Raw genomic sequence first — 11,881 nt, 5'->3', positions numbered from 1 at the left:
GGCGCCCGGGGGGCGTCCCCGTTGTTTGTCCTCTCCCCCGAGCTGGGCGCGCGGCGCCGGGGGGCGCCCCCCCCCCCCAAGTCTGTAGCCCGCGGCAGGCGCCCGCGGGCCCGGTGTCAGCGCGATTCGGCCCCCCGGCCAGGGCATGGCACGATGCGTTCATGTCCTCCGCACTGACCGATCTCTGCCGCCTTCCGATCGTGCAGGCCCCCATGGCGGGCGGCGCTTCCTGCCCCCAGCTCGCCGCGGCCGTCTGCGAGGCCGGAGGGCTCGGCTTCCTCGCCGCCGGGTACAAAACCGCCGACGGGATGTACCAGGAGATCAAACAGTTGCGCGGGCTCACGAGCCGCCCGTTCGGCGTGAACCTCTTCATGCCGCAGCCCGAGTACGCCGACGCCGCTGCCGTCGAGGTCTACCGCAACCAGCTCGCCGGTGAGGCCTCCTGGTACGAGACACAGCTCGGCGACCCGGACAGCGGCCGCGACGACGGCTATGACGCCAAGCTCGCGATCCTCGTCGAAGACCCGGTGCCGCTGGTGTCGTTCACCTTCGGCTGCCCCACCCGCGACGTCTTCGACGCCTTCGCCCGCGTCGGCACGATCACCGTCGTCACCGTCACCACGCCCGAAGAGGCCCAGACCGCCCAGTGGTCCGGCGCCGACGCCGTGTGCGTCCAGGGCATCGAGGCGGGCGGCCACCAGGGCACGCACCGCGACAACCCCGAGACGGACGGTGCCGGACTCGGTCTGCTCTCGCTCATCGCGCAGGTGCGCGAGACCGTGCAGATCCCGATCGTCGCGGCCGGCGGCCTGATGCGCGGCTCGCAGATCGCCGCGGTCCTCGCGGCGGGCGCCGACGCCGCGCAGCTCGGCACGGCCTTCCTGGTCTGCCCCGAGTCGGGCGCCAACGCCCTGCACAAGCAGGCCATGACCAACCCGCTGTTCACCAGGACCGAACTGACCCGCGCCTTCTCCGGCCGCCCCGCGCGCGGCCTGGTCAACCGCTTCATGCGCGAGCACGGCCCGTACGCCCCCGCCGCCTACCCCCAGATCCACCACCTGACCAGCGGCCTGCGCAAGGCCGCCGCCAAGGCCGGTGACGCGCAGGGCATGGCGCTGTGGGCGGGGCAGGGACACCGCATGTCGCGCGATCTGGCGGCCGGGCAGCTGGTGGAGGTCCTGGCGGCCGAACTGGCCGAGGCGCAGGCCGCGTCGGCGGTCGACGGACAGCAGGGCGACCAGCCCGGCGGCGAGGCATGACCGCGCCCGTCTTCGTCGTCGAGACCTTCGAGAACGCCGGCGCGGGCGGCGACGGACACTACGTGCTCGACGGCCCCGAAGGGCGGCACGCCGTTTCCGTGAAGCGGCTGCACGCCGGTGAGGACGTCGTCCTGACCGACGGTGCGGGCCGCTGGGCCGACTGCGTGGTCACCGGAACAGAGGGCAAGGACCGGCTGATCGTGCGGATGGACTCCGTACGGGAAGAGGCGCCGGAGGAGCCCCGGATCACCGTCGTGCAGGCGCTGCCCAAGGGCGATCGCGGTGAAGTCGCCGTCGAGACCATGACGGAGACCGGCGTCGACAGGGTCGTGCCCTGGTCCGCGTCCCGCTGCATCACGCAGTGGAAGGGCGAGCGCGGGCTCAAGGCGCTCGGCAAGTGGCGCGCGACGGCACGTGAGGCGGGCAAGCAGTCCCGCCGGGTGCGTTTCCCCGAGGTCGCCGATGCCGCGTCGACCAAGCAGGTGGCGGCGCTGCTCGCCGGGGCCGATTTCGCCGCGGTCCTGCACGAGGAGGGCAGCGAGCCGCTGGCCGCCGCGGAGCTTCCGGCCACGGGGCACATCGTCCTGGTGGTCGGCCCCGAGGGCGGCGTGTCGCCGGACGAGCTCGCGGCGTTCGCCGAGGCGGGCGCGAAGCCGTACCGCCTGGGGCGTAGCGTGTTGCGAACATCGACCGCGGGGACGGCGGCGGCCGCCCTGCTCCTCGGGCGAACGGGCCGCTGGTCCTGAACCGCCGCCTGATCCTGAACTGCCGCTCAGGGTAAGGGAGATATCGTGGAACTCGCCCAAGTGCGCCTGCTCGTATCGGACTTCGCGTCCTGTTATCGCTTCTACGCCGACATCCTGGGCCTCAAGCCCCAGTCGGGGGCGAGCGAAGGGCCGTACGAGAAGTTCAGTCCGGCGATCGGCTCCGCGGGGATCGCTCTCCAGGACCGCTCGGCGATGGCGGAGCTCCTCGACGAGCTGGACGAGCCCGCGACCGGCCACCGCTCACTGGTGGTGCTGCGGGTCGACGACCTCGACGCGTACTGTGAGCGGATCGCCGGGCGCGGCGGAGTCGTCGTCCACGGACCCGCGCCGCTGACGGAGCGCATGCGCGTCGCCCATCTCAGGGACCCGGAAGGGAACTTGGTGGAGTTGCAGGAGTGGCTGCTGCTGCGCGGCTGAGGGTGCCGTTCAGGAGTGGCCGGCCGTCCAGCTCGCGAACCGGGTTCGTAGAGGTTGAGCCACTTCCGGTCGTCGCTGTCGGTCATTCCACGAGCGAACCGCGCTGCCGGGAATCCTCGGCGATCACGTGCCCGGGGCCCGCGCCGAAGGCGATCGCCGTGCGGAATCGGCTGGCCTCGCCGTACACGGACAGGACATGACGGCAGTCGGCGCCGCCCGAGCCTGCGGTGTTGTTACGTCATTTTCCCCGGAGCTTCCGCGTCCGCCGGTGTCCGAAGCCGTCCGGAGTGGACGCAAAGGGGACTATCGTCAGGCGGCGCGCAGTGGCACTCTGCCGCCTATGGGGGCATTGAGGCGCATACGTGATCGTGCGGCGGTCGTAGGCGGTCGGCGCGGGCGGGTGCTGTACGCCGTCGGGTTCGCGGGGGCGGCGGTGATCGGCGTCGCCGCGTGCGATCCGGTCGACGGGTCCACGAACACCGCGGCCGTCGCCATCACCACCGACGAGATGGCCACGAAGGAGCTGGAGCGCCAGCACCTCGATGTGCTGTGGATCAGCTGTACGGCCCGCTTCAAGGACCGGGTGACGCCCTCCAGCGGCGATCCGCAGGAGAAGGCCGACGTCGACGTCGACTGCCAGGGGCAGGCCAGAAATGGCAAAGGGTCGAACGACACCAGCAACATCACCGTCACGGGCGTGGTGTGGTCCGTCGTCGACGGGCACTGCGTGCGCGGCAGCCTGACCGCCAAGGTCGACGGCAAGCAGTGGTTCCACGTGGACGTGCTCGGCGACTGCGAGGGCGGTGACGACGGGAGCGACGACGGCAACTGGGACGACGGGAACGACAACGGCGACGACCACGACGGCGACAAGCCGGACGAGCCGGACCAGCCGCCCGCGGCGACCGTCACGGTGACCGCCACGCTGCCGCCGACGCCGGATCCGACGTGCTCGTGCTTCAAGGGCAAGTGATCCCGGCCGACTTGAACCGCGTGCGCAGGCAAGTGATCCAAAACGCTGTCCGGCCCCGCCGTGGCTGCTTAGGCTGGTTTTGTGACAGTGACTGGGCACTCTGCGTATCTCCGGTATCCGCATCTGCGCGGCGAGTTGGTCGCCTTCACCGCTGAGGACGACGTCTGGCTCGCGCCTCTGGACGGCGGCCGGGCATGGCGCGTCAGCGCCGACAACATGCCCGTGAACCACCCCCGCATCTCCCCGGACGGGACGACCGTCGCCTGGACGTCCACCCGCGACGGCGCCCCCGAGGTGCATGTCGCGCCGGTCGACGGCGGATCCTCCACGAGGCTGACGTATTGGGGCAGCGCCCGTACGGGAGTGCGGGGCTGGACCCCGGACGGGCGGGTCCTCGCGGTCAGTACGCACGGCCAGGCCTCGCTGCGCCGCAGCTGGGCGCGGGCCGTCCCGCTGGACGGCGGGCCCGCGGACACCCTGCCGTACGGCCTCGTGGGCGATGTCGCGCACGGCCCCGAAGAGGGCCGGGCCCTGCTGCTCTCCGCGCCGATGGGGCGCGAGGCTGCCTGGTGGAAGCGGTACCGCGGCGGCACGGCGGGCAAGCTGTGGATCCGGCGTGGCGGCGCCGAGGGCGGCGGCGAGGACCGCTTCGTGCGCGTGCACGAAGAGCTCGACGGGAACATCGAGTACCCGCTGTGGGTGGGCGAGCGCATCGCCTTCCTCTCCGACCACGAAGGTGTCGGCGCTCTCTACTCCTCGCTCGCGGACGGCTCCGATCTGCGCCGGCACACCGGCATCGACGGCTTCTACGCCCGGCACGCCGCCACCGACGGCACCCGCGTCGTGTACGCGTCGGCGGGTGAACTCTGGCTCCTGGACGACCTGTCGGAAGCCGAGCCGCGCCGCCTCGACGTCCGCCTCGGCGGCCAGCGCACCGACCTCCAGCCGTTCCCCGTGAGCGCGGCGCGCTGGTTCGGTGCCGCGACCCCCGACCACACGGGGCGGGGCAGCGCCGTCTCCGTGCGCGGCGGCGTGCACTGGGTGACCCACCGCGAGGGGCCCGCCCGCGCGCTCGCCGTCGAGCACGGGGTGCGCGCACGGCTGCCGCGGACCTTCCGTGTCGACGGCGAGGAACACGTCGTCTGGGTGACGGACGCGGAGGGCGACGACGCGCTCCAGTTCGCGCCCGCCACCGGGCTCGCACCGGGCGCCACCCCGCGCAGGATCGCCGCCGGGCAGCTCGGCCGGGTGCTCGGGCTCGCCATGGCGCCGGACGGCAGCCGGGCCGCCGTCGCCTCGCACGACGGGCGTGTACTGCTCGTGGAGCGGGAGAGCGGGGAGGTGCGCGAGGTCGACCGCGGGGAGCACGGGGACGCCGGAGGGCTCGTCTTCTCGCCGGACTCGGCCTGGCTCGCGTGGTCGCATCCGGGGCCGCGTCCGCTGCGGCAGCTGAAGCTGGCGAACACCGCCGATCTGTCGGTGTCCGAGGCGACCCCGCTGCGTTTTCGCGACTACGCGCCCGCGTTCACCCTCGACGGCAAGCACCTGGCGTTCCTGTCGGCGCGCGCCTTCGACCCCGTCTACGACGAGCACGTATTCGACCTGGCCTTCGTCGGCGGATCGCGGCCCTATCTCATCACCCTTGCCGCCACCACGCCCTCGCCCTTCGGGCCGCAGCGGCACGGGCGGCCCTTCGAGGCGCCCGACAAGGACGAGACCCCGGACAGCGAGGGCTCGCCCGTCACGCGCATCGACCTCGACGGGCTCGCCGACCGCATCGTGCCGTTCCCGGTCGAGGCCGCCCGCTACTCGACCCTGCGGGCGGCCAAGGACGGCGTCCTGTGGCTGCGGCATCCCGTGCGGGGCGTCCTCGGCGCGTCCAGGGCCAACCCGTCGGACCCCGATCCGCGGACCGAACTCGAACGGTACGACCTGGTGCAGCAGCACATCGAGGAGCTGGCCTCCGACGCCGACCACTTCTCCGTCAGCGGGGACGGCAAGCGGGTGCTGCTGTGGGCCGACGGCAAGCTGAAGGTCGTGCCGAGCGACCGGCGGGCCTCCGGAGAGGAGGGCTCCGACTCGAACATCAACGTCGACCTCACCCGGGTCAGGCAGACGGTCGATCCGGCCGCCGAGTGGCGCCAGATGTACGACGAGGCCGGGCGTCTCATGCGGGACAACTTCTGGCGGCCCGACCTGGGCGGCGTCGACTGGGACGGCGTACTGGACCGCTACCGCCCCGTGCTCGACCGGGTGGCCACGCACGACGATCTCGTGGACCTGCTGTGGGAGGTCGCCGGGGAGCTCGGCACCTCGCACGCGTACGTCATGGGGGGCGGGGCCTGGGGGAGTTCGTCCGTACGGCAGGGGCTGCTCGGCGCGGATGTCTCGCGGGGCGAGGACGGGGCGTGGCGGATCGACCGGATCCTGCCCTCCGAGACGTCGGACCCCGCCGCCCGCTCGCCGCTCGCCGCGCCCGGGGTCGCGGTCCGTGCCGGGGACGCGCTCCTGGCGATCGCGGGGCGGCCGGTGGATCCGGTGACGGGGCCCGGTCCCTTGCTGGTGGGTACGGCGGGCAAGCCGGTGGAACTGACGGTGTCGCCCGCGGGGGGAGGCGACCCCCGGCACGCGGTGGTGATCCCCGTCGACGACGAGGAGCCGCTGCGGTACCACGCCTGGGTCGCGGACCGGCGTGCCTACGTCCACGAGCGGTCCGGCGGACGGCTCGGCTATCTCCACGTGCCGGACATGCAGGCGCCCGGCTGGGCGCAGATCCACCGGGACCTGCGGGTGGAGGTGGCGCGGGACGGCCTCGTGGTGGACGTCCGGGAGAACCGCGGCGGACACACGTCCCAGCTGGTGGTGGAGAAGCTTGCCCGCAAGATCGTCGGCTGGGACCTGCCGCGCGGCGCGCAGCCCTACAGCTATCCGTCGGACGCGCCTCGCGGCCCCGTCGTCGCCGTCGCCAACGAATTCTCCGGTTCCGACGGGGACATCGTGAACGCGGCGATCAAGGCGCTGGGGATCGGTCCCGTGGTCGGTACGCGGACGTGGGGCGGCGTGATCGGCATCGACAGCCGCTACCGCCTGGTGGACGGCACGCTGGTGACGCAGCCCAAGTACGCCTTCTGGCTGGAGGGGTACGGGTGGGGCGTCGAGAACTACGGGGTCGACCCGGACGTGGAGGTATGGACGACCCCGGAGGACTACGCGGCGGGCCGCGACCCCCAACTGGACGAGGCGATCCGCCTGGCGCTGGCCGCGCTGGAGACCACCCCGCCCAAGACGGCACCGGAGCTGCCGGGGGACTGAGCGGCGGGTGAGGGCCGAGGGGCGGGCCGGGCGTGGGCGCAGCCCGGGTAGCATGCGGGGGACACTGAAGCAGCGAGGACCGGAGGCGCCGTATGGCGGGAGAACCGCAGGCAGACTGCCTGTTCTGCAAGATCGTCGCGGGTGACGTACCCGCCACCGTCGTCAGGGAGACGGACACGACCGTCGCCTTCCGGGACATCAACCCGCAGGCCCCCACCCACATTCTGGTCATCCCCAAGGTGCACCACCCGGACGCGGCCAGCCTCGCCGCCGCCGAACCGGCCATCGCCGCCGACGTCCTGCGCGAAGCCGGAGAGGTCGCCGCCGAGGAGAAGGCGGAGAGCTACCGCATCGTCTTCAACACCGGCGCCGGCGCGGGCCAGACCGTCTTCCACGCGCACGCCCACGTCCTGGGCGGACGCGGCCTCCAGTGGCCTCCGGGATAACGGGACAGCGGGATAACTCACCTTGTCCGTACGTGAATTGGTCGTCCTCGGCACCGCGAGCCAGGTACCGACCCGGCACCGCAACCACAACGGCTACGTCCTGCTCTGGGATGGGCAGGGCATCCTGTTCGACCCCGGCGAGGGCACGCAGCGCCAGATGCTGCGTGCCGGGGTCGCCGCACACGACCTGCACCGGATCTGCGTCACGCACTTCCACGGCGACCACTCGCTGGGGCTGCCCGGCGTCATCCAGCGGATCAACCTGGACCGCGTCCCGCACGACGTGACCGTGCACTTCCCGCAGTCCGGGCAGCACTTCTTCGACCGGCTGCGATACGCCACCGCCTACCGCGAGACCGTACGGCTCGTGGTGGAGCCCGTCGAAAAAGACGGCAGGCTGGCCGGCGGGCCCTCCTTCGCGCTCGATGCCGTCAAGCTGTCCCACCCCGTCGAATCCTTCGGCTACCGCATCACCGAGCCCGACGGCCGCCGCATACTCCCGGACCTGCTCGCCGAGCGCGGGATCTTCGGGCCGGACATCGGCCGCCTCCAGCGCGACGGCGTCCTGGGAGACGTCACGCTCGACGACGTCAGCGTCGTGCGGCGCGGACAGCGGTTCGCCTTCGTGATGGACACCCGGCTCTGCGACGGCGTCCACGCCCTCGCCGACGGCTGCGACATGCTCGTCATCGAGTCCACCTTCCTGAACGAGGACGAGCAACTCGCCGTCGATCACGGTCACCTGACCGTGGGGCAGGCCGCCCGGGTCGCCGTGGAATCCGGCGTCCGGCATCTCGTGCTGACCCACTTCAGCCAGCGCTACCCCGACCCCGGCGTATTCGAGCAGCAGGCCCGGGATGCGGGATTCGACGGTGAACTGACCGTCGCACAAGACCTGTTGCGTGTACCTCTGCCCAAGCGAACCACCTGAATGAGCCGCGCCATGCCCCTGCCCAAAGCCGAACTCCACCTCCACATCGAGGGCACGCTCGAGCCCGAGCTCGCCTTCGCCCTCGCCGCCCGCAACGGTGTCACCCTGCCGTACGCGGACACCGAAGAGCTGCGCAAGGCCTACCTCTTCGACGACCTCCAGTCCTTCCTCGATCTGTACTACGGGCTGATGGCCGTGCTGCTCACCGAGGAGGACTTCGAGGAGCTCGCCGACGCCTATCTGGCGCGCGCCGCCGGGCAGGGCGTGCGACACGCCGAGATCTTCTTCGACCCGCAGGCCCACATGGCCCGAGGCGTCGGCATCGGCACCGTGATCGAAGGGCTCGGGCGCGCCCTGGACCGGAGCGAGGAGCGGCACGGCATCTCGACCCGGCTCATCATGTGCTTCCTGCGGGACCAGTCCGCCGAGTCGGCCCTGGAGACCCTGGAGGCCGCGAAGCCGTACCTGCACCGGATCATCGGCGTCGGGCTCGACTCCGCCGAGGTCGGCCACCCGCCCGCCAAGTTCCGCGAGGTGTACGAGGCAGCCGCCGCGCTCGGCCTGCGCCGGGTCGCGCACGCCGGCGAGGAGGGGCCGCCCGCGTACATCACGGAGGCCCTGGACGTCCTGGGCGTCGAGCGCATCGACCACGGGCTGCGCTGCATGGAGGACCCGGAGCTGGTGGAGCGGCTCGTGAGCGAGCGGATGCCGCTCACGCTGTGCCCGCTGTCCAACGTCCGGCTGCGCGCCATCGACGTACTCGAAGAGCATCCCCTCGCGCGGATGATGGACGCCGGGCTGCTGTGCACGGTCAACTCCGACGACCCCGCGTACTTCGGCGGCTATGTCGACGACACCTTCCACGCCGTACGGGAAGCCCTCGGGCTCGACCAGGAGCGGCTGCGGGAGCTCGCCAGGAACTCGTTCGAGGCGTCCTTCCTCGACGGGAGCGCGCAGGACGAGGAGCTGCGGGCGCGGTACCTCGCCGAGGTCGCGGAATATTCGTTCGACTGATCGCGGAGGGCGGAGTTACCGTCCGCCCATGGACTCCTTCATCCAGCTCTACGGCTGACACGGCCCTCATAGGCCCGAGCGCCCCCGCCGACCGGCGGCCGCGGCGCCGGGCCGCCGTGTCCTGATCCGTGGCAGTTGAATCGAATCACACGAAGGAATCCCATCCATGCATCGTCGAACCTCCCGTCGCCGTGCCCACATCGCCATGGTCGGCGTCCCGATGGTCAGCCATGTGCTGCCCTCGCTGGAGATCATCCGTGAGCTGGTGGCGCGCGGTCACCGGGTGACGTACGCGAACGACCCGGCGACCCGCGGCCTCATCGAGCCCACCGGCGCCGAACTCGTCCCGTGCACATCGGGGTTGCCGTTCAAGGACAACGTCTGGCCCGAGGACCCGATCGCCGCGAGCGGTCTTTTCCTGGACGACGCGATGTCGGTGCTTCCGCAATTGCGTTCGTTCTACGACGAGGACCCCGCCGATCTGTATCTGTACGACATCGGGGCGTACGTCGCCCGTGCACTCGCCGAAGGGCAGCAGCGGCCGTTCATGCAGCTCTCGCCGACCTTCGTGGCCTGGGAGGGGTATCAGGAGGAGGTCGGTGCGCACCTCCGGCAGCTTCCGGGGGCCGACGATCTGGAAGCGCGGTTCGGGGAGTGGCTCGCGCGGTGCGGGGCCACGACCCTGGACGTCGCCGCCTTCTCGGGCACGCCCGGGCGTGCCGTCGCGATGATCCCGCGGGCCATGCAGCTCTCCGCCGACCGCGTCGATCCTCAGCGGGTCGACTTCGTCGGGCCCTGCTTCGGGGACCGGGCGGACCGGGCGGGGCAGGGGGAGTGGCGGCGGCCCGAGGGGGCCGGGAAGGTGCTGCTCGTTTCGCTCGGGTCCTCCTACACGCAGCAGCCCGGGTTCTACCGGCAGTGCGTGGGGGCCTTCGGGGGGCTTGAGGGGTGGCACGTGGTGCTTCAGATCGGCAAGCACGTGGATCCCGCGGAGCTCGGGGAGGTTCCGGGGAACGTGGAAGTGCGTTCGTGGGTGCCGCAGTTGGCGATTCTGGAGCAGGCCGATGCGTTCGTCACCCATGCGGGGATGGGGAGCAGTAGTGAGGGGCTGTTCTGCGGGGTGCCGATGATCGCCGTTCCTCAGGGGGCCGAGCAGCCGCTCAACGCTGACCGCTTGGTCGAGCTGGGGGTTGCGCGGCGGATCGATACCGCCGATGCGTCTGCCGGTGCCCTGCGGGCCGCTCTGCTTGAGCTGACGTCTGACCCTGACGTCGCGCTTCGGTCCGCTCGTCTCAAGGCGGAGGTACGGGCTGAAGGGGGTACCGCTCGGGCTGCCGATCTTGTTGAGGCGGAGCTCGGGGGGTAGCGGGTGAGGGGGGCCTCGGCGGACGTCATCACCGGCTTCGCCGAGTTCGTCCTCAAACGCCGGACGGGCTGACAACGCACCTCAAGTGCCGGACGGGCTCGACCCCGGCTCGACCGGCGTTCGCGCCCCACGGGGCTTCTTCCGTTACGTTGCCTGCATGGTCGTACCTCTCAAACCCAGCATCGACCCGCTCAAGGCAGCCCGCAGAGCAGGCGATCCGCCCTGTGACGTCTTCCTCACCGGCACGGTCTTCCTCGACATCATCTTCACCGGGCTCGATTCCGCGCCCGTGCGCGGGACCGAGTCCTGGGCACGCGGGATGGGGTCGAGTCCCGGTGGCGTGGCCAATATGGCGACGGCGCTCTCCCGGCTCGGGCTGCGCACCTCGCTCGCGGCGGCCTTCGGGGACGATCACTACGGGGAGTACTGCTGGGACGCCCTCGAACAGGGCGAGGGCATCGATCTCGTGACGTCACGCACCGTGCCCGGATGGCACTCCCCGGTGACCGTCTCCATGGCGTACGAGGGCGAGCGGACCATGGTCAGCCATGGGCACGAGCCGCCGCCTGACGCCGATTCCCCGGACGGCGGCGCCCCGGAATGCCCGCCACGCGCGCGTGCCGCCGTCGCCTCCCTGACGCCCGGCACGCGCGCGCCCTGGATCGCCGAGGCCGCGCGCACGGGCACGCGGATCTTCGCCGACGTCGGGTGGGACGACACCGGGCGCTGGGATCTGGCGGGGCTCGCGGACCTGGAGCACTGCGAGGCGTTCCTGCCGAACGCGGAGGAGGCCATGCGGTACACCGGGACCCAGTGCCCCAGGGCCGCCGCGCGGGCGCTGACCGAGCATGTGCCGCTCGCGGTGGTGACGCTGGGTGCGGACGGGGCGTACGCGGTGGACGGGCGGACCGGCGAGACCGCCGAGGTTCCGGCCATCGCGGTCGAGGCGCTCGATCCCACGGGGGCCGGTGATGTCTTCGTGGCGGGCTTCGTGACCGGCACCCTCGCCGGCTGGCCCCTGGCCGACCGGCTCGCCTTCGCGGGGCTCACGGCGGCGCTCTCGGTGCAGGAGTTCGGCGGGTCCCTGTCGGCACCCGGCTGGGCGGAGGTCGCCACGTGGTGGCGGACCGTGCGGGAGGTCGACGACCAGGACCCGGTGGCGCTGCGGCGCTACGGATTCCTGGAGGGGCTGCTTCCGGAGGCCACCCGTCCGTGGCCGCTGCGGCGGGCCGTGCCGACGATCGGGTTCAGATCGGCGTAACAGGCCGTACAGCTGTGCGTCACCGGAGTGAAAAAGCCCTACGGCGGTGTCAGTGGGGCGTCGTACTCTTGGCAGTGCAAGGCTGTCGAGCGGCCACCAAGCCCCGCATGAGGAGGATGAGCAGGCCATAGTCTG

The 11,881-nt window shown here is 71.8% G+C and carries 10 protein-coding genes; all 10 read left to right on the top strand.

What is annotated here, in order from left to right; all coding sequences use genetic code 11:
• Window positions 1-161: 161 nt before the first annotated feature.
• The 10 genes from ACQKIP_RS26545 (at window position 162) to ACQKIP_RS26500 (ending at window position 11,746) form a co-directional block, all read left to right on the top strand.
• Window positions 162-1,259, top strand: a complete 1,098-nt coding sequence (locus tag ACQKIP_RS26545; protein WP_365857879.1) for a nitronate monooxygenase — start codon at window positions 162-164, stop codon at window positions 1,257-1,259.
• Entirely contained in the window at window positions 1,256-2,005 is a 750-nt protein-coding gene (locus ACQKIP_RS26540) for a 16S rRNA (uracil(1498)-N(3))-methyltransferase (RefSeq protein WP_365857881.1), read from the top strand. The genes ACQKIP_RS26545 and ACQKIP_RS26540 overlap by 4 nt, the downstream gene beginning before the upstream one ends.
• Before the next feature lie 45 nt (window positions 2,006-2,050).
• Complete coding sequence (locus tag ACQKIP_RS26535) at window positions 2,051-2,443, top strand: VOC family protein (RefSeq protein WP_365857883.1); 393 nt, start codon at window positions 2,051-2,053, stop codon at window positions 2,441-2,443.
• 340 nt (window positions 2,444-2,783) lie between these two features.
• Window positions 2,784-3,416, top strand: coding sequence for a hypothetical protein (locus ACQKIP_RS26530; RefSeq protein WP_365857885.1), 633 nt, complete (start codon window positions 2,784-2,786; stop codon window positions 3,414-3,416).
• 87 nt (window positions 3,417-3,503) lie between these two features.
• Window positions 3,504-6,728: a S41 family peptidase gene (locus tag ACQKIP_RS26525; protein ID WP_365857888.1), complete on the top strand. Its 3,225-nt coding sequence runs from the start codon at window positions 3,504-3,506 to the stop codon at window positions 6,726-6,728.
• A gap of 92 nt (window positions 6,729-6,820) precedes the next feature.
• Entirely contained in the window at window positions 6,821-7,174 is a 354-nt protein-coding gene (locus ACQKIP_RS26520) for a histidine triad nucleotide-binding protein (protein ID WP_361189138.1), read from the top strand.
• A gap of 22 nt (window positions 7,175-7,196) precedes the next feature.
• Window positions 7,197-8,105 carry a ribonuclease Z gene (locus tag ACQKIP_RS26515; RefSeq protein ID WP_365857890.1) on the top strand — a complete coding sequence of 303 codons (909 nt, stop codon included), beginning with the start codon at window positions 7,197-7,199 and terminating at the stop codon, window positions 8,103-8,105.
• A 12-nt stretch (window positions 8,106-8,117) separates the two neighbouring features.
• Window positions 8,118-9,119 (top strand): adenosine deaminase, encoded by a 1,002-nt coding sequence (locus tag ACQKIP_RS26510; protein ID WP_365857892.1) that lies wholly within the window; start codon window positions 8,118-8,120, stop codon window positions 9,117-9,119.
• 166 nt (window positions 9,120-9,285) lie between these two features.
• Window positions 9,286-10,485, top strand: coding sequence for a macrolide family glycosyltransferase (locus ACQKIP_RS26505; RefSeq protein ID WP_365857894.1), 1,200 nt, complete (start codon window positions 9,286-9,288; stop codon window positions 10,483-10,485).
• A 157-nt stretch (window positions 10,486-10,642) separates the two neighbouring features.
• Entirely contained in the window at window positions 10,643-11,746 is a 1,104-nt protein-coding gene (locus ACQKIP_RS26500) for a carbohydrate kinase family protein (RefSeq protein WP_365857896.1), read from the top strand.
• The last annotated feature ends 135 nt before the right edge of the window (window positions 11,747-11,881 follow it).

This window comes from Streptomyces sp. NPDC059900 (genome assembly GCF_050270335.1).
Classification (GTDB): Bacteria; Actinomycetota; Actinomycetes; order Streptomycetales; family Streptomycetaceae; genus Streptomyces.
Note: the sequence above shows the minus strand (reverse complement) of the source record. Positions and strands in the feature narration are given on the sequence as shown.

Bases quoted from the DNA above. Each gene is read 5' to 3' on its own strand.
- ACQKIP_RS26520 (WP_361189138.1), top strand. From the start codon at position 6,821: ATGGCGGGAGAACCGCAGGCAGACTGCCTGTTCTGCAAGATCGTCGCG.
- ACQKIP_RS26510 (WP_365857892.1), top strand. From the start codon at position 8,118: ATGCCCCTGCCCAAAGCCGAACTCCACCTCCACATCGAGGGCACGCTC.
- ACQKIP_RS26540 (WP_365857881.1), top strand. From the start codon at position 1,256: ATGACCGCGCCCGTCTTCGTCGTCGAGACCTTCGAGAACGCCGGCGCG.
- ACQKIP_RS26505 (WP_365857894.1), top strand. From the start codon at position 9,286: ATGCATCGTCGAACCTCCCGTCGCCGTGCCCACATCGCCATGGTCGGC.
- ACQKIP_RS26545 (WP_365857879.1), top strand. From the start codon at position 162: ATGTCCTCCGCACTGACCGATCTCTGCCGCCTTCCGATCGTGCAGGCC.
- ACQKIP_RS26500 (WP_365857896.1), top strand. From the start codon at position 10,643: ATGGTCGTACCTCTCAAACCCAGCATCGACCCGCTCAAGGCAGCCCGC.
- ACQKIP_RS26530 (WP_365857885.1), top strand. From the start codon at position 2,784: ATGGGGGCATTGAGGCGCATACGTGATCGTGCGGCGGTCGTAGGCGGT.